Raw genomic sequence first — 22,238 nt, 5'->3', positions numbered from 1 at the left:
AGGTAGAAGTCTGTGAAACAGAACTCCCTCAAAGGCTGGTTCAAGAGCGGCGCTCCTGGCGTCTGGATCAGCGGTGGCGCGGTGTCCATCGCCGTCATCATGACTATCGGCTTGCTGTCGGTGATCGCCGTGCGTGGCCTGGGTCACTTCTGGCCTGCCGATCTGATCCACGCCGAGTACAACGTGCCGGGTGATGCCAATCACCTGGTGGTCGGCGAAGTGGTGCAAAAGGAAGAAGTACCCCGCGAGCGTCTGAAAAGCGCGGGCTTGCCAGTCCCTGAGCAGGGCCCGGAGTTCATGACTCGCGAGCTGATCAAGGTCGGCAACCGTGACTTGAACGGCAACGACTTTACCTGGGTGGTCGGCGAGTGGCTGACGAACCAGAGCACGCCGCCAGAGCTGATGGCCATTGAGCGCCGCGAGTGGGGCAACTTTTACGGTTATCTGGTTAACGTGAAAGAAAACGGCAAGGTGGTGGCAGAAGGTGCCGCCGCCTGGCCAGAGCTGCAAGCCCGGGTCAAACGTGTGAATGACCTGGCATCGCAACTCAGCCAGCTTGAGAAAAAAGACATCGGCGCGATCAACTACGGGCTGGAGCGTATCCGCCTGCATGGTCGCAAGCTGGAACTGGAAGGCAAGCTGACCCCGCAGGCACAAGCCGACATGGAAGCCGAACGCGCCGAGCTGAATGCGCGTTACAAGGCCATCGAAGACCGCCTGGGTGAGTTGCACGCACAGTTCAACCGCGACAGCCTCACGGCTCGCGATGCCAACGGCAAAGAGCTGGAAATTGGCATCGGCAAAGTGGTCAAGGCCTACCAGCCGAACGCCATGAACAGCTGGCAGAAACTGGCCATGTATTTCAGCAACATCTGGGAGTTCCTGAGCCAGGATCCACGTGAAGCCAACACCGAGGGCGGGATCTTCCCGGCTATTTTTGGCACGGTGATGATGACGTTGATCATGGCTGTGATCGTGACGCCGTTTGGTGTGCTGGCAGCGGTTTACCTGCGTGAATATGCCAAGCAAAACACCCTGACCCGGGTGATCCGTATTGCGGTGAACAACCTGGCGGGTGTACCGGCCATTGTTTACGGCGTGTTTGGTCTGGGCTTCTTTGTGTATGTGCTGGGTGGTTCGGTAGACCGCTTGTTCTTCGCTGAAGCATTGCCTGCGCCGACCTTTGGTACGCCGGGCTTGATGTGGGCTTCACTGACGCTGGCGCTGCTGGCGGTGCCGGTAGTGATCGTGGCCACTGAGGAAGGGCTGGCGCGCATTCCGCGTACCGTTCGCGAAGGCTCGCTGGCGTTGGGTGCGACCAAATCCGAAACGCTCTGGAAGATCGTGCTGCCGATGGCCAGTCCGGCCATGATGACCGGCATGATCCTCGCCGTGGCCCGTGCGGCCGGTGAAGTGGCACCGCTGATGCTGGTGGGCGTGGTCAAGCTGGCGCCGTCGCTGCCGCTGGACGGCAACTACCCGTACTTGCACCTTGACCAGAAGATCATGCACTTGGGCTTCCATATTTATGACGTCGGCTTCCAGAGCCCGAACGTCGAAGCTGCACGCCCGCTGGTCTATGCCACGGCGCTGCTGCTGGTGCTGGTCATCGCGACCCTGAACCTGTCGGCGGTGTGGATTCGTAACCACCTGCGCGAGAAGTACAAGGCGCTGGATAGCTGATAGACACATGACCTGTGGGGGCGGGCTTGCCCGCGATGGTATCGGTAAGGTTTCAACGTGAAACCGAGGTGCCTGAATCGCGAGCAAGCCCGCCCCCACAGAAGAAACCCGGTGACTGAAAACCGGAACGAATTTTTAGCGTATGGAGTAACCCATGCAGCATGAATCCTCAGCCCACGGCATCAACATGTCAGCCTTGGGTCGCACCAAACAAAGCTTGAACCTGGACAACGAAGAAGTCGCCATTGAAGTGCCGGGCCTGAATCTTTACTACGGCGAAAAACAAGCGCTGTACGACGTGTCCCTGAATATTCCGAAGCAACGGGTCACGGCGTTTATCGGTCCATCGGGCTGTGGCAAGTCCACGCTGCTGCGTACCTTCAACCGCATGAACGATCTGGTAGACGGTTGCCGCGTAGAAGGCGAGATCAACCTGTACGGCAACAACATCTACCGCAAGGGCGAGGACGTCGCTGAGCTGCGCCGTCGCGTCGGTATGGTGTTCCAGAAGCCTAACCCGTTCCCCAAGACCATCTACGAGAACGTGGTCTACGGCCTGCGGATTCAGGGCATCAACAAAAAACGCGTTCTGGACGAAGCGGTTGAATGGGCACTCAAGGGTGCGGCGTTGTGGGATGAGGTCAAGGACCGCCTGCACGAATCGGCACTGGGCCTGTCCGGTGGTCAGCAACAGCGTCTGGTGATTGCCCGCACCATCGCGGTAGAACCCGAAGTGTTGCTGCTCGATGAGCCTTGCTCGGCACTCGATCCGATCTCGACATTGAAGGTCGAAGAGCTGATCTATGAGCTCAAGTCCAAGTTCACCATCGTGATCGTGACCCACAACATGCAACAGGCGGCTCGTGTTTCGGACTACACGGCGTTCATGTACATGGGCAAAATGGTTGAGTACGGCGACACCGACACGCTGTTCACCAACCCGGCCAAGAAGCAGACCGAAGACTACATCACCGGGCGCTATGGCTAGTTTGAGCGGCAGTGACCGTTCGACGTATCGACAATTCGGCTAGCCGCTTACAGCGCGCAGCTCACAGCTTTTGCGGAGCAGAACCATGATTTCAAAGGATGGCCTCACCCATCACATTTCCGCGCAGTTCAACGCGGAACTCGAAGACGTGCGCAGCCACCTGCTGGCGATGGGCGGCCTGGTCGAGAAGCAGGTCAATGATGCGGTGACCGCGTTGATCGAGGCCGACTCGGGCCTGGCCCAACAGGTGCGCGAGATTGATGAACAGATCAACCAGATGGAGCGCAACATCGACGAGGAATGCCTGCGCATTCTGGCCCGTCGTCAGCCTGCGGCCTCTGACTTGCGTCTGATCATCAGCATCTCCAAGTCGGTGATCGACCTTGAGCGCATCGGTGACGAAGCGACCAAAATCGCGCGCCGGGCCATCCAGTTGTGCGAAGAGGGTGAGGCGCCGCGGGGTTATGTTGAAGTGCGTCACATCGGCGATCAGGTGCGCAACATGGTGCGCGATGCACTGGACGCCTTTGCCCGTTTCGATGCCGACCTCGCCCTGTCGGTGGCCCAGTACGACAAAATCATCGACCGCGAATACAAGACCGCGCTGCGTGAGCTGGCCACTTACATGATGGAAGACCCGCGCTCGATCTCGCGCGTGCTGAGCATCATCTGGGTGCTGCGTTCGCTGGAGCGTATCGGTGATCACGCCCGCAATATCTCGGAACTGGTGATTTATCTGGTGCGCGGTACTGACGTGCGGCACATGGGCCTCAAGCGCATGCGCGAAGAAGTTCAGGGCACCGGCGCGGATAGCGCTAATGTTGCGCCGCCGCCTGACGATAAATAAGACAGCCTGATCTAAAAAGCGCCCGGCTCATTGCCGGGCGTTTTGGTTTTTGGGCGTTCATATCCAAGGAGCAGTCGATGAGCAAGGTGAGTGTGCTGGTGGTGGATGACGCGTCGTTTATTCGTGACCTGATTAAAAATTGCCTGCGTAACTATTTTCCGGGTATCAGGATCGAAGACGCGGTCAACGGCCGCAAAGCCCAGACCCTGCTGACCCGCGAAGCCTTCGATCTGGTGCTGTGCGACTGGGAAATGCCAGAGATGTCCGGTCTTGAGCTGTTGAGCTGGTGTCGCGAGCAGGACCGGCTGAAAACGTTGCCCTTTATCATGGTCACCAGCCGAGGTGACAAAGAGAACGTGATCCAGGCCATTCAGGCAGGGGTTTCGGACTTCGTCAGCAAGCCTTTTACCAATGAGCAGTTGCTGTCCAAAGTGAAGAAAGCGTTCACCAAGGCCGGGTTGCTCGACTCGGTGATGTCCAGCGCACCGGCACGCATGAACTCGGCGTTTGGCAATGATTCGCTCAATGCGTTGACCGGCGGCAAGGCGCAGGTCGTAGCCCCTGCACCGGCGGCCCCTGCACCGCGACCGGTCCCAGTGCCCGCGCCGACACTGACAAGCCGTGGCCAAGGACAACTGCGTTTGCCCAGCGGTATACAGACGTGTGTGATCAAGGCACTGAGCCTTAAGGAGGCGCTGCTGGTGGTGCGTCGCGGCGACGTGCTGCCTCAGGTGCTGGACAGCGCCGTACTGGACCTTGAGCAGGGCGAGAGCGCCGAGGTGGCGCGCTTGAATGGTTATCTGCATGCCATCGTGGCGTATGAGCCAAAACCGGACAGTGCCTGGCTGCAACTGACCTTCCGCTTTGTCGATCAGGATGCCGACAAAATGAACTACCTGTCACGACTGATTGCACACGGCACGGCACAGAAGCATTTTGTGCCGGGTGCGTGAAGTGCCCTTGTGGATCAGGGCAGCTGCAACCCGCCCGATGCCTTGTGGATCGCCCGCAGGTGTTCGCCAATCTGTTTGACGTTGGCTTCAGTCGCTGCAATTTCAGCGGCTCGGGAAGGCTCCAGCAGGCTGCGCACTTCCTTGTCCAGGTCAGTGGTCAGGCGCAGCAGTTGCTGCTGGCGCTGACTGCTTTCGGACTCGAGCATTTCCCACTCCCTGGTTTGGGGCAGGCCGTAGCCATTGCTGCCGAGCAACTCGGCCGGGCGGCTGAGAAAGCCGCTGCTGGCGAGAATTTCCTGCAGAGTCTTGTTGGCCTTGTCCATGCCGCCATCCTTGAGCCCGCGTGCGCCCAGGTACTTTTGTTTGACCTCATCCTGAGCCAGCAGCAGTTGTCGGCGAAAGCCGGCTTGCTCCAGTAGCAACAAGGCTGCGCTGGCGCGCAAGTCGGCTTGCGCGATCCATGGGCGGCGCTCGTCCGCGTTCAGGGCCAACCAGTCTTCGACGGTGGCTTGTTTGATCGGCAAGCGGGTCTTGAGTACATCGAACATCGCCTGGTAGCGATCACGGTAGGAGTCAAAGCGATAACCCAGGCGCAGCGCTTCCTTGGGATCGTCCAGCACGCTGGTATCCGCCAGCCCCCGGGCTTTGAGTACTTCAAGCAAACCGTTGGGCACAATGCTGTCCAGGCCCTTGAGCTGGGCATTGTTGCTGCCGCTGCGCAGCAGTTTCAGGGTCTCGACCGCGCAGTTGTTGGAGATGAAGTAGTAGTCGCCGTCATAGCTCCAGTGCATCTCGGCCGCGTGCTCAACCACTTCCTCGATTTCCGGGCGGCTCAGTTTGAGCGGTACGGAAGCCAGGCTGCGCAGTTCAGTCTTGGTGTATTCGTCGATCACTTGAGCCAGCGGTAATACGAACAGGCGCGAAGGGTAGGCACCGGTCAGGCCGTCCCAACTTGAGAGCTGTACGTCATTGACGAACGCCCGGTAGGACAGCACCAGGTGTTCTTGCAAGTCGAGTCGGCAGTCCGGGCCGCGTGGTCGACCTGGGGCGCAGATCACCAGACGGAGCATGCTGTGACCCCAGCGGCTGGCCCATTCCTGATTGGCTTCGGCCAGCAGGTAGTCGACCGCGTACACCCGCTCCGGGTCTACGGTACCCAGCGGGGTCTTGGCGAAATCGTTGCCGGCATTTAGGAAGGCAAAGCCTTTGGGGCACTCGTCCCTGGCGGCGGGTGCCCAGCCGAAATGTTCTTTGTAGTAGCGATACAGTGCCGGTCGGCGACAGGCATAGGCCGGGTCGAGGAGGAAGTACTCCATGTTGACCGCGACAAACTCCTTGGGGCTGCTGATTTCGTAGAGATCGGGGCTGCGCACGACCTGGTGGTTTTCTTGTTCGCGCTCGCCACGGCGGCCCACGTATTGCTGCCAGCCGGCCAGGTCGAGCAGGCGCGGATCATCACTGAGGGTGAAGCGGCGCTCGGTCTGCCCGCGACATTGATCAGGCAGGCCAATCAGGCCCGCGTTGCTGTTTTGTCGGGTGCAGCGCCGGATCAGCGTGCGCTCGGCTGCGGGCCAGAGTCGGGCGCGATCGTAGAGGTGGGTGAGTTCATGCAAGACGGTGGCGAGCATTTCACGGCGCACGGTGCCGTGGGGGCGGTTGGTCTGCTGGGTGGCAGCCGAACCATCGGTCAGCCCTGCCAGGAGCGTGCGATTGAGGTCCAGCTCGGAGGTCAGCGATGCCTGGCCGTAGGCGTTGCTGGGCATGTCATCCGTCCAGCCCACCAGAATCTGCCGATCCAATTGCTCGATAAAACGCGGTGGCAGGCTCTGCATGGCCTCATCCAGCAAGGCCTGGCTGGCCTGTTGCTCGGCCGGGCTCAGGCCTTCGGTCTTGAGTTGCAGATGCAGCGCGGCCTGGGCGCTGCTGGTGATCAGCAGCAGGCCACAGGCTGCGAGCCAGCGCGTTAGCGACCTCACAGTGCGAGGATGGCTTCGGCGAGATCCTGGTCACTGGCGTTGCGGGCTTCAGGCACGCGGTCACGCAGGGTGCTGAAGGCTGCTTCCAGTTGCACGCCGCGGATATCGCCCTGGCTGGCGACAAAGGTAGCCGCGTCGTCGTGGGCTTCACGCACGACTTTAGAGTCGCGGATGGAGGTCGTGGTGTCGGACGTGAAATCGATGGTGCGACCAAAGGCGCGCACGATGATGTTGCTGGTCTGCACAACGGTTTGTGCTTGCGCTACATCGGCGAGTAGCAAAAAGCCAAGGGTGGCGACAATTAAAGGGCTGCGCATGAAGTATCTCCAGGAAAAGCGGGTATTTATTGGACGAGAATTGTCTGTGCCAGTTCAAGGTCGCTGGCACTCAATTTTGGCGTGTTCTGGCGCAGATAGCGCAAGGCAGACTCCAGCTGCGCTCCTCTTGTCTGACCATCACTGGCAATAAAGACGGCGGCATCATCCTGGGCGGCACGTATCAGTTTGTGATCAAAAGGCGCGGACGTCACTTTACTGGTGACGTAACCACTGAGCACCACATTCTGGGTGGTCATGTCGAAGGCGTTGGCTGATTGAGTCCAGCTGAGTGCAAGAAGAGCTAATAAGGAAAAACGCATGGGTCTCGAGGCTGTTTGAATGAGAGCCAAGGCTAGCGTAATGGTCTGGGCAGGGCCAGCGCGGCGGGGTGTCTTTGTGGGAGCGGGCTTGCTCGCGATGGTGTCCACGCGGTTCAACTGAATGACCGCGCCGCCTGCATCACGAGCAAGCCCGCTCCCAAAAGAGCTGACCCGTTATGGTGTCACTTACATTCAGATCGTCAGAATGGCCTGGGCCAGCTGTGCATCGGTGGCCTGCAATTGCGGGGCTTGCTGGCGAATGGCTTCGAACGCACTTTCGAGTTTTACCCCGCGAATGGTGCCTTCGCTGGCAACAAAGCTGGCAGCGTCATCACGGGCTGCGCGTACGATTTTGTTGTCACGAAACGAGCCTGTGGCATCCGATGTCAGATCGGACGTTGCCTTGAGGGTGCCCACAATGCCATCGGTCGTGACGATGAAGCTTGTGGCGTTGGCGCTGGCTGCAACGGCCAGCAGTGCCGCCGCGCTGAGTAGGCGAAGTGTGGACATGGTGAGACTCCTGAATATGAACGTATGAAAATAGACGCTTATGGACCGAATAGTAGGCTCAGGGTTGCGTCAGGCATAGGACGTTTTGATGGGTACTGTAGGTGAAGTGCTCTAGATCAGGCATTTTGATAATTGTACCTGTTTGTTTTTTGATTATTTAAAACTGTACCTGTCTTTATGCCAAGGCTTGAAACCGTGGTCCATAAACGACAAAACCCGTCAGCGGTAATCCGCGACGGGTTCTGTTTTTTCAATTCAGGTTGCTGGCGGTGGACCGGTGGTCAGGGCCAGCGAGCGCAAGTTAGCGCCAGAACGGCTTGCTCAGCTCTTCGTAACGCTGTGCTTCGCTAATACCGGCATCAGCCAGAAGACGCGAGTCCAGTCGAGCCAATTGATGGCGGCTGGAGATGCGGCGCTGCCACAACATCAGGTTGGCAAGAACGCGCAAAGGCATGGAAGCCTGGGTGTTTACAGAGTTGCTTTCGCTGAACAGTTCGGAACTGAGTGTACGTTCCATGGTGTCATCCTTCCGCTTATGGCGGCATTGGCTAGTGGTTTAACTGATGCCAATGATCCTCCTCTTTGTCCAGTGTCTCTAGATACAGTTCACCTGTATTGCAATGGGCCAGTTAACTGTTTATGCGCGCTGTACGGGCACAAATACGCGTAACTGTACCTGTCCGCACCTAAGTGGTGCGAAATTGGCAAAAGTGGCCGTGAAAGAGTGTGTTGAAGGCGGGAAATGACCAGTACAGCAGTACAGTTTTTGAAATTAAGGGCATAAAAAAGCCGCTGACAAAACGTGTTTACGTCAGCGGCTCTCTAGCTCGCGGGTTACGGCAGCATTTTTCCGGTTTCTTCCAGGTTGATATGCCAGCTCAGGGCTTCACGCAGGATGTGTGGCGTGTGGCCGCCAATCGCGCAGGCCTTGGTGAAGTAGTCATTAAGGGCTTCACGGAAGTCCGGGTGAACACAGTTGTCGATGATGACGCGTGCGCGCTCACGCGGCGCGAGGCCACGCAGATCGGCCAGGCCCTGCTCGGTCACCAGGATATCGACGTCGTGCTCGGTGTGGTCGACGTGGCTGACCATTGGTACAACGCTGGAGATCGCGCCTGCCTTGGCAATCGACTTGGTCACGAAAATCGCCAGGTGTGCGTTACGGGCGAAGTCGCCCGAGCCGCCGATACCGTTCATCATCCGCGTACCGCAGACGTGAGTGGAGTTGACGTTGCCGTAGATGTCGAACTCCAGCGCGGTGTTGATGCCGATGATGCCCAGGCGACGAACCACTTCAGGGTGGTTGGAGATCTCTTGCGGGCGCAACACCAGTTTGTCCTTGTAGCGCTCCAGATTGCCGAACACGTCCGAGTTGCGACGCTCCGACAATGTGATCGAGCTGCCCGAAGCGAAGCTCATCTTGCCGGCGTCGATCAGGTCGAAGGTCGAATCCTGCAGGACTTCGGAGTACATGGTCAGGTCTTCGAACGGCGAGTCGATCAAGCCGCACATCACCGCGTTTGCGATGTTGCCAATACCCGCTTGCAGTGGACCGAGCTTGTTGGTCATCCGGCCAGCTTCGACTTCCTGCTTGAGGAAGTTGATCAGGTGGAAGGCGATACCGTCGGTTTCGCTGTCAGGCTCGGACACGGTGGACGGCGAATCAGGTTTGTTGGTGATCACGATGGCGACGATTTTTTCTGCCGGGATCGGGATTGCGGTGCTGCCGATGCGATCGTCGACCTTCACCAGCGGGATCGGCGTGCGCGTCGGGCGGTAAGTCGGGATATAGATGTCGTGCAGGCCTTCCAGGTTCGGGTTGTGCGCCATGTTGATCTCGACGATCACCTGTTTGGCGAAAATCGCGAAGCTGGCGGAGTTGCCCACGGAAGTCGTCGGAACGATATGGCCTTGCTCGGTAATGGCTACAGCTTCGATCACTGCGATGTCTGGCAGCTTGAGCTGATTGTTGCGCAGTTGCTCTACGGTCTCGGACAAATGCTGATCGATAAACATCACTTCGCCGGCGTTGATCGCCTTGCGCAAAGTGCTGTCCACCTGGAATGGCATGCGACGTGCCAGTACACCGGCTTCGGTCAATTGCTTGTCAAGGTCGTTGCCCAGGCTTGCGCCGGTCATCAGGGTGATTTTCAGCGGCGACTTTTTGGCACGCTCAGCCAGGGCCTGAGGGACGGCTTTGGCTTCACCGGCACGGGTAAAACCGCTCATGCCGACGGTCATGCCGTCTTGGATAAGGGCGGCGGCTTCTTCGGCGCTCATGACCTTATCGTGCAGGGAGTTCAGGCGAATACGTTCACGGTACATGGATTGTTATCTCGGGCAACGGAAGCAAGAGGCGCAGTCTATTCATTTTCAGAGCCTTTCGTCCCGCTACCATGGTCGAATGCCAGCGGCCGATTTAGAGCCTTTGGTCGGGTTCCTTGGAAAAAGAAAAACCCCGGCCATGACAGCGCCGGGGTTTTCGATATTGCGTTGATACCAGATGTTACTCGACAGCTTTAACCATATCTTCAATAACCTTCTTGGCGTCGCCGAAGACCATCATGGTTTTATCCAGATAAAACAGTTCGTTATCCAGGCCCGCATAGCCACTGGCCATTGAGCGTTTGTTAACGATGACGGTTTTGGCTTTATAGGCTTCGAGGATCGGCATGCCAGCGATCGGCGATTTTGGATCGTTCTTGGCCGCCGGGTTGACCACGTCGTTGGCGCCCAGGACGAGCACTACGTCAGCCTGGCCAAACTCGGAGTTGATGTCTTCCATCTCGAACACCTGGTCGTAAGGCACTTCGGCCTCGGCCAGCAGCACGTTCATGTGACCTGGCATACGGCCTGCAACCGGGTGAATGGCGTACTTTACGGTGACGCCGCGATGGGTCAGTTTTTCGGTCAGTTCCTTGAGCGCGTGTTGTGCCCGGGCAACAGCCAGGCCGTAGCCTGGAACGATGATCACGGTGTCGGCGTTCATCAGCAGGAAGGTGGCATCGTCAGCCGAGCCGGATTTGACCGGACGGGCCTCTTGCGTGCCAGCTGGGCCGCCAGCGTCTGTTGCGCCACCAAAACCACCGAGGATCACGTTGAAGAACGAACGGTTCATCGCCTTGCACATGATGTACGACAGGATCGCACCCGAAGAACCTACCAGCGAGCCGGCAATGATCAGCATCGAGTTGTTCAGTGAGAAGCCGATACCGGCTGCTGCCCAACCTGAGTAGCTATTAAGCATCGATACCACGACAGGCATATCGGCGCCGCCAATCGGGATGATGATCAGCACGCCCAGCACAAACGCCAGGGCCAGCATCAGCGCGAAAGCGTTGAGGTTGCCGGTCAGCATAAAGGTGATGCCCAGTGCCAGCGTGGCCAGGCCCAGTACCAGGTTCAGCTTGTGTTGGCCGCTGAACTGTACCGGTGCGCCCTGAAACAGGCGGAACTTGTACTTGCCAGAGAGTTTGCCGAAGGCGATCACCGAACCGGAGAAGGTGATTGCACCAATGGCTGCACCCAGGAACAGTTCCAGACGGTTGCCTGCAGGAATAGCGTCGCCCAGGTGTTTGACGATACCCAGGGACTGCGGTTCGACCACGGCTGCGATTGCAATGAATACCGCCGCGAGGCCGATCATGCTGTGCATGAAAGCGACCAGCTCAGGCATTTTGGTCATTTCGACGCGTTTAGCCATGATTGAGCCAGCAGTACCACCGACCAGCAGGCCGACAATCACGTAGCCGATGCCAGCCGTCGCGATCTCTGCGCCCAGCTTGTAGATCAGGCCAACCGTGGTAATGATCGCCAGGCCCATGCCGAGCATGCCGAACAGGTTGCCGCGACGTGAGGTGGTGGGGTGCGACAGGCCCTTGAGCGCCTGAATAAAGCAGATTGATGCAACCAGATACAGAACAGTGACCAGGTTCATGCTCATGGCTTGCGCACCTCTTCTTTGGCTTTAGGTGCTTTCTTCTTGAACATTTCCAGCATGCGCCGGGTGACCAAAAATCCACCGAATACGTTTACGGCAGCCAGCGCGACCGCCAGGGTGCCCATGGTTTTGCCCAGCGGGGTAACAGTCAGTGCGGCAGCGAGCATGGCGCCCACAATCACAATGGCTGAAATGGCATTGGTGACGGCCATCAAGGGTGTGTGCAGTGCAGGTGTCACGTTCCATACCACGTGATAGCCCACATAGATGGCCAGCACGAAGATGATCAGGTTGTAGATACCGGGGGAGATGAACTCTTCCATTATTTTTATCCTCAGCCGTTTTTGCGCACGACTTGACCGTCACGGCACATCAGGCACGCGGCGACGATGTCGTCTTCAAGGTTGATCTGGAACTGTCCTTCGGGGGTGAAGACCAGCTTGAGGAAGTCCAGCAGATTACGGGCGTAGAGCGCCGAGGCGTCTGCAGCAACCATTGCGGCAAGGTTGGTGTGACCGACGATGGTGACACCGTGCTCAACCACTACTTGGTCGGCGACGGTCAGCGGGCAATTGCCCCCTTGGGCTGCAGCCAGATCGATGACTACCGAGCCGGGTTTCATCTGGGCCACGGTTTCAGCGCTGAGCAGTACCGGAGCTTTACGGCCCGGGATCAAAGCGGTGGTGATCACGATGTCAGCCTGCTTGGCGCGCTCGTGAACAGCCAGTGCCTGGCGTTGCATCCAGCTGGCAGGCATTGGGCGTGCATAGCCACCTACGCCAATGGCGCACTCACGCTCTTCGTCGGTTTCGTAAGGCACGTCGACGAACTTGGCGCCCAGCGATTCGATCTGCTCTTTAACGGCCGGTCGTACATCGGATGCCTCGATCACTGCGCCCAGGCGTTTGGCCGTGGCGATCGCCTGCAAGCCAGCCACGCCTGCGCCCAGAATCAATACGCGAGCGGCCTTAACGGTCCCGGCGGCGGTCATGAGCATCGGCATAAAGCGCGGATAGTGGTGGGCGGCGACCAAGACGGCTTTATAGCCGGCGATGTTGGCCTGGGATGACAGCACATCAAGACTTTGCGCACGAGAGGTTCGGGGAGCGGCTTCGAGAGAGAAAGCGGTGATCCCGCGCTCGGCCAGTTTGGCAATGGTTTCATTGCTGAACGGGTTGAGCATGCCAATGAGCACGGTGCCAGTCTTGATCAGGGCCAGTTCGCTGTCACTTGGGGCGACAACCTTGAGAATCAGCTCTGCGCCGAAAGCATCTGTAGCGTTGCCAATAGTTGCGCCGGCGGCTTCATAAGCACTGTCGATAACGCTGGCATTGATACCTGCGCCGCTTTGAACAGTCACTTTATGGCCTTGGCCGATCAGCTTCTTGATGGTTTCCGGGGTTGCAGCAACCCGGGTTTCACCCGTATGGGTCTCGAGAGGAACACCAATGTGCACGTCATATCTCCTGCGTGATCTTTTATAAGAAAGCCAGCGCACTACGGATGGTGCGACTGGGGCGGCCGATCAGCACGATCCCACCAAAGTATGGGTGGGGCGGGGCATTCTGCTGGCAATTTTTTTACCCTTCAAGGACTTATGGAGGGCGACGGGATTTTAACTACAAGCCATGCAGTGACCGAATGTCGCAATGATCGGCTGCATGCCTTTAAATACGAGGCTTTCAGAGGATTTGAGTGTTTTCTGAGTTTTTTTCACATTTCTTTTGGTTATCGCTGCATAACTTTGAGAAATACCCTGCAGGCCGCGTGGTTACTGGCTTGCAGGTTTGTCCAGTTAGACCAAAGTACAGAGTGTTTAAACGCGACATTTACGTACATATGTAGTGTGTTTTTATGTGTCACTACATAGTTTGTTTGGACCATGCGGTTTTTCAAATCAGGCTGTAAGTGGCGGCCTGATTGACTAGCCAGTCTCGAAAGGCCTGCAATGAAGCTGATTCGATTTTGCGTTCGGGGATCATCAGATAGTAAGCCTTGGTGCTGAGCAGGGTGCTCTCGTTGGCAATCACCAGGCGTTTTTCGGCCAGTTCTCGCTGAATCAGAAAGGGGGGGATAAGGGCGACGCCCATTTCATGCATGGCGGCTTGGGCCAGCATCGAGAACAGTTCATAGCGTGGCCCGGTCATGTCGCGAGGTACGTTCATGTCCTGCGCGTTGAACCATTGGCGCCAGGCATAGGGGCGTGTGGTTTGTTGCAGCAGGGGGAGTTCGCAGAGCGCTTGCGGGATGAGGCTTTGCTGTTCCCCCAATAATGTGGGGCTGCACACGGGGACCGGGTTTTCACCCATCAGGCGGTAGGACGATGTTCCGGACCAGTCGGCATCTCCGAAGTAGATGGCAGCATCAAAGTCGGTATCGGCAAACAGAAAGGGGCGAGTGCGGTTGGTCAGGTTTACCGTGACGTCCGGATGCTGGTGCTGAAAGTCCTTGAGCCGAGGGAGTAGCCATTGCGTCCCGAAAGTGGGCACCACAGCCAGCTCGATGACGTTGGCACCCTGTTGGCCCATGACGGACAGCGTGTCCCGCTCCACGGCATCCAACTGGGTTGCTATGCGTCTGCTGTAAGAAAGGCCTGCTTCGGTCAGTTTTACGCCACGTTTAGAGCGTCGGAAGAGCTCTACGCTCAGGAACTCTTCCAGGCTGGCAATCTGGCGGCAAATAGCCCCTTGAGTGAGGGAAAGCTCGTGTGCCGCTTTGGTAAAGCTTTCATGGCGTGCTGCCGCTTCGAAGCTGATCAGGGCTGTTGTGCTAGGGATCTTGCGGCGCATGTACGGCTTCCTCACTAAACGAAGTCAGAAAAGGCTATTTATAGAGTTACGGAGTGAGAAATTATCACAGGATGGTGCTGAATCCTCGTTTGTCCTTCTATATAGAAGGGGCCTAGGATCGGCTCACGACATTTTATCTATTACGCGAGGGTTCTCTCATGGCGGGTAAAGCAAGCTTCAACTGGATTGATCCACTGTTGCTGGATCAGCAGCTCACTGAAGAAGAGCGCATGGTGCGTGACAGTGCTGAGCAGTTTGCTCAGGACAAGTTGGCGCCACGTATTCTTGATGCTTTCCGTAATGAGAAGACTGACCCTGCGATCTTCCGTGAAATGGGCGAAACCGGTTTGCTGGGTGCGATGATTCCGGAGCAGTACGGCGGTAGCGGTCTTAATTACGTCAGCTACGGCCTGATAGCTCGTGAAGTGGAGCGGGTCGATTCGGGCTACCGCTCGATGATGAGCGTGCAGTCATCTTTGGTGATGGTGCCAATCAATGAGTTCGGTACCGAGGCGCAGAAGCAAAAATACCTGCCCAAGCTGGCATCTGGCGAATGGATTGGCTGCTTCGGTCTGACGGAGCCTAACCACGGCTCTGACCCGGGCGCGATGATTACCCGTGCTCGCTCGGTTGATGGTGGCTATAGCCTGACGGGCAGCAAGATGTGGATCACCAACAGTCCTATCGCCGATGTGTTTGTGGTGTGGGCGAAAGATGATGAAGGCGACATTCGTGGCTTTGTTCTGGAAAAAGGCTGGAAGGGTCTGACTACGCCCGCGATTCACGGCAAGGTTGGCTTGCGTGCGTCCATTACTGGCGAAATCGTGATGGATAACGTGTTTGTACCCCAAGAGAACATCTTCCCGGATGTGCGCGGCCTGAAAGGTCCTTTTACCTGTCTGAATTCGGCTCGTTACGGGATTTCCTGGGGCGCGCTGGGGGCTGCTGAGTTCTGCTGGCATACGGCGCGTCAGTACACGCTGGATCGTCATCAATTTGGCCGGCCTTTGGCGGCGACCCAGTTGATCCAGAAAAAGCTGGCCGATATGCAGACCGAGATTACGCTGGCCCTGCAGGGTTGCCTGCGTCTGGGGCGGATGAAGGATGAAGGTACTGCGGCCGTTGAGATCACTTCGATCATGAAGCGCAACTCATGCGGCAAGTCGTTGGATATTGCGCGTATGGCTCGCGACATGCTGGGTGGTAACGGTATCTCGGATGAGTTCGGGGTTGCGCGTCATCTGGTCAACCTGGAGGTTGTGAATACCTATGAAGGCACTCATGACGTGCATGCCTTGATTCTTGGGCGTGCGCAGACCGGCCTTCAGGCGTTCTATTAACAGGAGCTCGGCTCATGGGTGCTTTATCGCATTTGCGGGTGTTGGATTTGTCTCGGGTGCTGGCGGGGCCGTGGGCCGGGCAAATACTGGCCGACCTTGGGGCCGAAGTTATCAAGGTGGAGCGCCCGGGCAATGGTGACGACACTCGCGCCTGGGGGCCGCCCTTTCTCAAGGATGCTTATGGAGAAAGTACGGGGGAGGCTGCCTATTACTTGTCTGCAAACCGCAACAAGCAGTCGGTCACTATTGATTTCACCAAGCCTGAAGGGCAGCGGCTGGTTCGTGATCTGGCGTCCAAGTCGGACATTCTGATCGAGAATTTCAAAGTTGGGGGGCTGGAGGCGTATGGTCTGGACTATGCGTCACTAAAGGCTTTGAATCCTGACTTGATCTATTGCTCGATTACGGGATTCGGTCAGACCGGTCCCTATGCCAAGCGGGCAGGTTATGACTTTATGGTTCAGGGCCTTGGCGGTCTGATGAGCCTGACGGGGCGGCCTGAAGGTGATGAGGGGGCGGGGCCGGTAAAGGTTGGGGTTGCGCTGACAGATATTTTGACCGGGCTTTACTCGGCAGTGGCGATTCTGGCTGCCCTTGCTCATCGTCAGCATGATGGTGGCGGGCAGCATATAGATATGGCGCTGTTGGATGTGCAGGTGGCTTGCCTGGCGAATCAGGCGATGAACTATTTGACTACGGGCGTAGCGCCGCAGCGCCTGGGCAATGCGCATCCGAATATCGTGCCTTACCAGGATTTTCCGACGGCAGATGGCGACTTCATTCTTACGGTAGGGAATGACAGTCAGTTCCGTAAATTTACTGAAGTGGCTGGTCGGCCTGAGCTGGGTGGGGATCCGCGCTTTGCTACCAACAAGCTGCGTGTTGCTAATCGGGCGGAGTTGGTGCCGCTTATCAGGCAGTTAACTGTTTTCAAGACCACGGCTGAGTGGGTGGCGCAGTTGGAGGCGGTTGGTGTTCCCTGTGGGCCGATCAATGACCTGGCTCAGGTATTTGCTGACCCTCAGGTGCGTGCCCGCGGATTGGCGATGCAGCTACCGCATGCGTTGGCGGGGCTTGTGCCGCAGGTAGCGAGCCCTATTCGGCTGTCCGAAACGCCAGTGGAGTATCGCAATGCGCCTCCTTTGTTGGGTGAGCATACTCAGCAAGTTCTGGAGCGGGTGCTGGGGTTGGACGCGGGAGTGGTAGAGGGTTTGCGTCGGTCTGGCGTGCTGTAGCTATATAGAGGGGTGCGTCAGCACCCTCTATATAGGTGTAATTAGGGGTATTTGGAGTTAATTGATAGTTTTACTCAATTAGCCCTTGACTAGGATTTTTAGCGGCCTATAATTCGTCCCACTTCCGGCGCAGTTGAAACGGAAAACTCCTTGAATATCAATGAGTTGGATTGTTTTTCAGTGTCAGCTTCAAGTCATCGAAGCAGGAAATTAGGTGTTGACAGCAGCTTGTAACGCTGTAGAATGCGCACCTCGGTTCAGCGAAGGCTAAACCAACCGCTCTTTAACAACTGAATCAAGCAATTCGTGTGGGTGCTTGTGGAGTCAGACTGATAGTCAACAAGATTATCAGCATCACAAGTTACTCCGCGAGAAATCAAAGATGTAACCAACGATTGCTGAGCCAAGTTTAGGGTTTCTTAAAAACCCAAAGATGTTTGAACTGAAGAGTTTGATCATGGCTCAGATTGAACGCTGGCGGCAGGCCTAACACATGCAAGTCGAGCGGTAGAGAGAAGCTTGCTTCTCTTGAGAGCGGCGGACGGGTGAGTAATACCTAGGAATCTGCCTGATAGTGGGGGATAACGTTCGGAAACGGACGCTAATACCGCATACGTCCTACGGGAGAAAGCAGGGGACCTTCGGGCCTTGCGCTATCAGATGAGCCTAGGTCGGATTAGCTAGTTGGTGAGGTAATGGCTCACCAAGGCTACGATCCGTAACTGGTCTGAGAGGATGATCAGTCACACTGGAACTGAGACACGGTCCAGACTCCTACGGGAGGCAGCAGTGGGGAATATTGGACAATGGGCGAAAGCCTGATCCAGCCATGCCGCGTGTGTGAAGAAGGTCTTCGGATTGTAAAGCACTTTAAGTTGGGAGGAAGGGCATTAACCTAATACGTTAGTGTTTTGACGTTACCGACAGAATAAGCACCGGCTAACTCTGTGCCAGCAGCCGCGGTAATACAGAGGGTGCAAGCGTTAATCGGAATTACTGGGCGTAAAGCGCGCGTAGGTGGTTTGTTAAGTTGAATGTGAAATCCCCGGGCTCAACCTGGGAACTGCATCCAAAACTGGCAAGCTAGAGTATGGTAGAGGGTAGTGGAATTTCCTGTGTAGCGGTGAAATGCGTAGATATAGGAAGGAACACCAGTGGCGAAGGCGACTACCTGGACTGATACTGACACTGAGGTGCGAAAGCGTGGGGAGCAAACAGGATTAGATACCCTGGTAGTCCACGCCGTAAACGATGTCAACTAGCCGTTGGGAGTCTTGAACTCTTAGTGGCGCAGCTAACGCATTAAGTTGACCGCCTGGGGAGTACGGCCGCAAGGTTAAAACTCAAATGAATTGACGGGGGCCCGCACAAGCGGTGGAGCATGTGGTTTAATTCGAAGCAACGCGAAGAACCTTACCAGGCCTTGACATCCAATGAACTTTCTAGAGATAGATTGGTGCCTTCGGGAACATTGAGACAGGTGCTGCATGGCTGTCGTCAGCTCGTGTCGTGAGATGTTGGGTTAAGTCCCGTAACGAGCGCAACCCTTGTCCTTAGTTACCAGCACGTAATGGTGGGCACTCTAAGGAGACTGCCGGTGACAAACCGGAGGAAGGTGGGGATGACGTCAAGTCATCATGGCCCTTACGGCCTGGGCTACACACGTGCTACAATGGTCGGTACAAAGGGTTGCCAAGCCGCGAGGTGGAGCTAATCCCATAAAACCGATCGTAGTCCGGATCGCAGTCTGCAACTCGACTGCGTGAAGTCGGAATCGCTAGTAATCGTGAATCAGAATGTCACGGTGAATACGTTCCCGGGCCTTGTACACACCGCCCGTCACACCATGGGAGTGGGTTGCACCAGAAGTAGCTAGTCTAACCTTCGGGAGGACGGTTACCACGGTGTGATTCATGACTGGGGTGAAGTCGTAACAAGGTAGCCGTAGGGGAACCTGCGGCTGGATCACCTCCTTAATCGACGACATCAGCTGCTCCATAAGTTCCCACACGAATTGCTTGATTCATTGTAGAAGACGATAACTGCAGAGTCGCTCTGTGGTTTTTCTGTCGTAAAGCTTAGAAATGAGCATTCCATCAAACGATGGTGAATGTTGATTTCTGATCTTTTTGATTAGATCGTTCTTTAAAAATTTGGGTATGTAATAGAAAGTTAGACTGGATAACACTTTCACTGGTGTTTATTCAGGCTAAGGTAAAATTTGTGAACGTTCTTAATTGAACATGCGAATTTTCGGCGAATGTCGTCTTCATAGTATAACCAGATTGCTTGGGGTTATATGGTCAAGTGAAGAAGCGCATACGGTGGATGCCTTGGCAGTCAGAGGCGATGAAAGACGTGGTAGCCTGCGAAAAGCTTCGGGGAGTCGGCAAACAGACTTTGATCCGGAGATGTCTGAATGGGGGAACCCACCTAACATAAGTTAGGTATCTTAAGCTGAATACATAGGCTTAAGAAGCGAACCAGGGGAACTGAAACATCTAAGTACCCTGAGGAAAAGAAATCAACCGAGATTCCCTTAGTAGTGGCGAGCGAACGGGGACCAGCCCTTAAGCTGTATTGATGTTAGCGGAACGCTCTGGAAAGTGCGGCCATAGTGGGTGATAGCCCTGTACGCGAAAACATCTTTGCAGTGAAATCGAGTAGGACGGAGCACGAGAAACTTTGTCTGAATATGGGGGGACCATCCTCCAAGGCTAAATACTACTGACTGACCGATAGTGAACTAGTACCGTGAGGGAAAGGCGAAAAGAACCCCGGAGAGGGGAGTGAAATAGATCCTGAAACCGTATGCGTACAAGCAGTGGGAGCCCACTTTGTTGGGTGACTGCGTACCTTTTGTATAATGGGTCAGCGACTTATTTTCAGTGGCAAGCTTAACCGAATAGGGGAGGCGTAGCGAAAGCGAGTCTTAATAGGGCGTCTAGTCGCTGGGAATAGACCCGAAACCGGGCGATCTATCCATGGGCAGGTTGAAGGTTGGGTAACACTAACTGGAGGACCGAACCGACTACCGTTGAAAAGTTAGCGGATGACCTGTGGATCGGAGTGAAAGGCTAATCAAGCTCGGAGATAGCTGGTTCTCCTCGAAAGCTATTTAGGTAGCGCCTCATGTATCACTGTAGGGGGTAGAGCACTGTTTCGGCTAGGGGGCCATCCCGGCTTACCAAACCGATGCAAACTCCGAATACCTACAAGTGCCGAGCATGGGAGACACACGGCGGGTGCTAACGTCCGTCGTGAAAAGGGAAACAACCCAGACCGTCAGCTAAGGTCCCAAAGTTATGGTTAAGTGGGAAACGATGTGGGAAGGCTTAGACAGCTAGGAGGTTGGCTTAGAAGCAGCCACCCTTTAAAGAAAGCGTAATAGCTCACTAGTCGAGTCGGCCTGCGCGGAAGATTTAACGGGGCTCAAACCATACACCGAAGCTACGGGTATCACTTAGGTGATGCGGTAGAGGAGCGTTCTGTAAGCCTGTGAAGGTGAGTTGAGAAGCTTGCTGGAGGTATCAGAAGTGCGAATGCTGACATGAGTAACGATAATGGGTGTGAAAAACACCCACGCCGAAAGACCAAGGTTTCCTGCGCAACGTTAATCGACGCAGGGTTAGTCGGTCCCTAAGGCGAGGCTGAAAAGCGTAGTCGATGGAAAACAGGTTAATATTCCTGTACTTCTGGTTATTGCGATGGAGGGACGGAGAAGGCTAGGCCAGCTTGGCGTTGGTTGTCCAAGTTTAAGGTGGTAGGCTGGAATCTTAGGTAAATCCGGGATTCTAAGGCCGAGAGCTGATGACGAGTTGTCTTTTAGACAACGAAGTGGTTGATGCCATGCTTCCAAGAAAAGCTTCTAAGCTTCAGGTAACCAGGAACCGTACCCCAAACCGACACAGGTGGTTGGGTAGAGAATACCAAGGCGCTTGAGAGAACTCGGGTGAAGGAACTAGGCAAAATGGCACCGTAACTTCGGGAGAAGGTGCGCCGGTGAGGGTGAAGCATTTACTGCGTAAGCCCATGCCGGTCGAAGATACCAGGCCGCTGCGACTGTTTATTAAAAACACAGCACTCTGCAAACACGAAAGTGGACGTATAGGGTGTGACGCCTGCCCGGTGCCGGAAGGTTAATTGATGGGGTTAGCTAACGCGAAGCTCTTGATCGAAGCCCCGGTAAACGGCGGCCGTAACTATAACGGTCCTAAGGTAGCGAAATTCCTTGTCGGGTAAGTTCCGACCTGCACGAATGGCGTAACGATGGCGGCGCTGTCTCCACCCGAGACTCAGTGAAATTGAAATCGCTGTGAAGATGCAGTGTATCCGCGGCTAGACGGAAAGACCCCGTGAACCTTTACTATAGCTTTGCACTGGACTTTGAATTTGCTTGTGTAGGATAGGTGGGAGGCTTTGAAGTGTGGACGCCAGTCTGCATGGAGCCAACCTTGAAATACCACCCTGGCAACTTTGAGGTTCTAACTCAGGTCCGTTATCCGGATCGAGGACAGTGTATGGTGGGTAGTTTGACTGGGGCGGTCTCCTCCTAAAGAGTAACGGAGGAGTACGAAGGTGCGCTCAGACCGGTCGGAAATCGGTCGTAGAGTATAAAGGCAAAAGCGCGCTTGACTGCGAGACAGACACGTCGAGCAGGTACGAAAGTAGGTCTTAGTGATCCGGTGGTTCTGTATGGAAGGGCCATCGCTCAACGGATAAAAGGTACTCCGGGGATAACAGGCTGATACCGCCCAAGAGTTCATATCGACGGCGGTGTTTGGCACCTCGATGTCGGCTCATCACATCCTGGGGCTGAAGCCGGTCCCAAGGGTATGGCTGTTCGCCATTTAAAGTGGTACGCGAGCTGGGTTTAGAACGTCGTGAGACAGTTCGGTCCCTATCTGCCGTGGACGTTTGAGATTTGAGAGGGGCTGCTCCTAGTACGAGAGGACCGGAGTGGACGAACCTCTGGTGTTCCGGTTGTCACGCCAGTGGCATTGCCGGGTAGCTATGTTCGGGAAAGATAACCGCTGAAAGCATCTAAGCGGGAAACTTGCCTCAAGATGAGATCTCACTGGAACCTTGAGTTCCCTAAAGGGCCGTCGAAGACTACGACGTTGATAGGTTGGGTGTGTAAGCGCTGTGAGGCGTTGAGCTAACCAATACTAATTGCCCGTGAGGCTTGACCATATAACACCCAAGCAATTTGCGTCGAAGAGACCAGATTGCGGTGTGTGAAGACGATACAAACCGAAAGTTTGCGACTCACAAAACACCAAACTATTACATACCCATTCGCTGGAGCGTAAACCGAAAGGTAAACGACCTGGCTACCGA

Annotated in this window: 16 protein-coding genes and 2 rRNA genes; 8 read left to right on the top strand and 10 right to left on the bottom strand. The window is 55.9% G+C overall.

Annotated elements, in window-relative coordinates; all coding sequences use genetic code 11:
• Positions 1–12 precede the first annotated feature (12 nt).
• From pstA to VSQ83_RS23475, 4 genes are all read left to right on the top strand, one after another.
• The gene (gene pstA / locus VSQ83_RS23490; RefSeq protein WP_133074899.1) at positions 13–1,683 is read left to right on the top strand and encodes a phosphate ABC transporter permease PstA; all 1,671 of its coding nucleotides are present in this window, start codon (positions 13–15) and stop codon (positions 1,681–1,683) included.
• Between the two features lie 154 nt (positions 1,684–1,837).
• The gene (gene pstB, locus VSQ83_RS23485) at positions 1,838–2,671 is read left to right on the top strand and encodes a phosphate ABC transporter ATP-binding protein PstB (RefSeq protein WP_133074898.1); all 834 of its coding nucleotides are present in this window, start codon (positions 1,838–1,840) and stop codon (positions 2,669–2,671) included.
• Between the two features lie 85 nt (positions 2,672–2,756).
• Positions 2,757–3,518 carry a phosphate signaling complex protein PhoU gene (gene phoU, locus VSQ83_RS23480; RefSeq protein ID WP_133074897.1) on the top strand — a complete coding sequence of 254 codons (762 nt, stop codon included), beginning with the start codon at positions 2,757–2,759 and terminating at the stop codon, positions 3,516–3,518.
• 77 nt (positions 3,519–3,595) lie between these two features.
• On the top strand, positions 3,596–4,471 hold the full coding sequence (locus VSQ83_RS23475) for a response regulator (RefSeq protein ID WP_133074896.1): 876 nt from the start codon (positions 3,596–3,598) through the stop codon (positions 4,469–4,471).
• Between the two features lie 14 nt (positions 4,472–4,485).
• On the opposite strand, the gene VSQ83_RS23470 is transcribed toward VSQ83_RS23475, so the two are convergent.
• From VSQ83_RS23470 to VSQ83_RS23425, 10 genes are all read right to left on the bottom strand, one after another.
• Positions 4,486–6,447, bottom strand: a complete 1,962-nt coding sequence (locus VSQ83_RS23470; RefSeq protein ID WP_326427624.1) for a DUF7844 domain-containing protein — start codon at positions 6,445–6,447, stop codon at positions 4,486–4,488.
• Positions 6,444–6,764, bottom strand: coding sequence for a DUF2388 domain-containing protein (locus VSQ83_RS23465; protein WP_133074894.1), 321 nt, complete (start codon positions 6,762–6,764; stop codon positions 6,444–6,446). Before VSQ83_RS23465 ends, VSQ83_RS23470 begins: the two co-directional genes overlap by 4 nt.
• A 26-nt stretch (positions 6,765–6,790) precedes the next feature.
• Complete coding sequence (locus VSQ83_RS23460) at positions 6,791–7,084, bottom strand: DUF2388 domain-containing protein (protein WP_133074893.1); 294 nt, start codon at positions 7,082–7,084, stop codon at positions 6,791–6,793.
• A gap of 192 nt (positions 7,085–7,276) precedes the next feature.
• Entirely contained in the window at positions 7,277–7,594 is a 318-nt protein-coding gene (locus VSQ83_RS23455) for a DUF2388 domain-containing protein (protein ID WP_133074892.1), read from the bottom strand.
• A 301-nt stretch (positions 7,595–7,895) separates the two neighbouring features.
• The gene (locus VSQ83_RS23450) at positions 7,896–8,111 is read right to left on the bottom strand and encodes a DUF1127 domain-containing protein (protein WP_019826986.1); all 216 of its coding nucleotides are present in this window, start codon (positions 8,109–8,111) and stop codon (positions 7,896–7,898) included.
• A gap of 317 nt (positions 8,112–8,428) precedes the next feature.
• Positions 8,429–9,919, bottom strand: coding sequence for an acetyl-CoA hydrolase/transferase family protein (locus VSQ83_RS23445; protein WP_133074891.1), 1,491 nt, complete (start codon positions 9,917–9,919; stop codon positions 8,429–8,431).
• Positions 9,920–10,100: 181 nt separating this feature from the next.
• Positions 10,101–11,537: an NAD(P)(+) transhydrogenase (Re/Si-specific) subunit beta gene (locus VSQ83_RS23440; RefSeq protein ID WP_133074890.1), complete on the bottom strand. Its 1,437-nt coding sequence runs from the start codon at positions 11,535–11,537 to the stop codon at positions 10,101–10,103.
• Positions 11,534–11,857, bottom strand: coding sequence for an NAD(P) transhydrogenase subunit alpha (locus VSQ83_RS23435; RefSeq protein WP_019826992.1), 324 nt, complete (start codon positions 11,855–11,857; stop codon positions 11,534–11,536). The genes VSQ83_RS23440 and VSQ83_RS23435 overlap by 4 nt, the downstream gene beginning before the upstream one ends.
• 11 nt (positions 11,858–11,868) lie before the next feature.
• The gene (locus tag VSQ83_RS23430) at positions 11,869–12,990 is read right to left on the bottom strand and encodes a Re/Si-specific NAD(P)(+) transhydrogenase subunit alpha (RefSeq protein ID WP_326427622.1); all 1,122 of its coding nucleotides are present in this window, start codon (positions 12,988–12,990) and stop codon (positions 11,869–11,871) included.
• 436 nt (positions 12,991–13,426) lie between these two features.
• On the bottom strand, positions 13,427–14,323 hold the full coding sequence (locus VSQ83_RS23425) for a LysR family transcriptional regulator (protein WP_326427621.1): 897 nt from the start codon (positions 14,321–14,323) through the stop codon (positions 13,427–13,429).
• Between the two features lie 158 nt (positions 14,324–14,481).
• On the opposite strand from VSQ83_RS23425, the gene VSQ83_RS23420 reads away from it, so the two are divergent.
• The 4 genes from VSQ83_RS23420 to VSQ83_RS23405 all read left to right on the top strand — a co-directional run bounded on the left by VSQ83_RS23420 (position 14,482) and on the right by VSQ83_RS23405 (position 22,091).
• A complete protein-coding gene (locus VSQ83_RS23420) occupies positions 14,482–15,663 on the top strand; it encodes an acyl-CoA dehydrogenase (RefSeq protein ID WP_046809476.1) in 1,182 nt (393 codons plus the stop codon).
• 14 nt (positions 15,664–15,677) lie between these two features.
• Positions 15,678–16,898: a CaiB/BaiF CoA transferase family protein gene (locus VSQ83_RS23415; RefSeq protein ID WP_326427620.1), complete on the top strand. Its 1,221-nt coding sequence runs from the start codon at positions 15,678–15,680 to the stop codon at positions 16,896–16,898.
• Between the two features lie 439 nt (positions 16,899–17,337).
• Positions 17,338–18,874, top strand: a 16S ribosomal RNA gene (locus VSQ83_RS23410).
• A 325-nt stretch (positions 18,875–19,199) separates the two neighbouring features.
• Positions 19,200–22,091: ribosomal RNA gene (locus tag VSQ83_RS23405) — 23S ribosomal RNA — on the top strand.
• The 16S and 23S rRNA genes sit together here, the layout of an rRNA operon.
• Positions 22,092–22,238 lie beyond the last annotated feature (147 nt).

It is taken from the genome of Pseudomonas sp. DSV-1 (assembly GCF_035830915.1).
Classification (GTDB): Bacteria; Pseudomonadota; Gammaproteobacteria; order Pseudomonadales; family Pseudomonadaceae; genus Aquipseudomonas.
Note: the sequence above shows the minus strand (reverse complement) of the source record. Positions and strands in the feature narration are given on the sequence as shown.

Coding starts and splice junctions, on each gene's coding strand:
- pstB (WP_133074898.1), top strand. CDS start 1,838: ATGCAGCATGAATCCTCAGCCCACGGCATCAACATGTCAGCCTTGGGT.
- phoU (WP_133074897.1), top strand. CDS start 2,757: ATGATTTCAAAGGATGGCCTCACCCATCACATTTCCGCGCAGTTCAAC.
- VSQ83_RS23475 (WP_133074896.1), top strand. CDS start 3,596: ATGAGCAAGGTGAGTGTGCTGGTGGTGGATGACGCGTCGTTTATTCGT.
- VSQ83_RS23465 (WP_133074894.1), bottom strand. CDS start 6,764: ATGCGCAGCCCTTTAATTGTCGCCACCCTTGGCTTTTTGCTACTCGCC.
- VSQ83_RS23460 (WP_133074893.1), bottom strand. CDS start 7,084: ATGCGTTTTTCCTTATTAGCTCTTCTTGCACTCAGCTGGACTCAATCA.
- VSQ83_RS23455 (WP_133074892.1), bottom strand. CDS start 7,594: ATGTCCACACTTCGCCTACTCAGCGCGGCGGCACTGCTGGCCGTTGCA.
- VSQ83_RS23450 (WP_019826986.1), bottom strand. CDS start 8,111: ATGGAACGTACACTCAGTTCCGAACTGTTCAGCGAAAGCAACTCTGTA.
- VSQ83_RS23445 (WP_133074891.1), bottom strand. CDS start 9,919: ATGTACCGTGAACGTATTCGCCTGAACTCCCTGCACGATAAGGTCATG.
- VSQ83_RS23440 (WP_133074890.1), bottom strand. CDS start 11,537: ATGAGCATGAACCTGGTCACTGTTCTGTATCTGGTTGCATCAATCTGC.
- VSQ83_RS23435 (WP_019826992.1), bottom strand. CDS start 11,857: ATGGAAGAGTTCATCTCCCCCGGTATCTACAACCTGATCATCTTCGTG.
- VSQ83_RS23425 (WP_326427621.1), bottom strand. CDS start 14,323: ATGCGCCGCAAGATCCCTAGCACAACAGCCCTGATCAGCTTCGAAGCG.
- VSQ83_RS23420 (WP_046809476.1), top strand. CDS start 14,482: ATGGCGGGTAAAGCAAGCTTCAACTGGATTGATCCACTGTTGCTGGAT.
- VSQ83_RS23415 (WP_326427620.1), top strand. CDS start 15,678: ATGGGTGCTTTATCGCATTTGCGGGTGTTGGATTTGTCTCGGGTGCTG.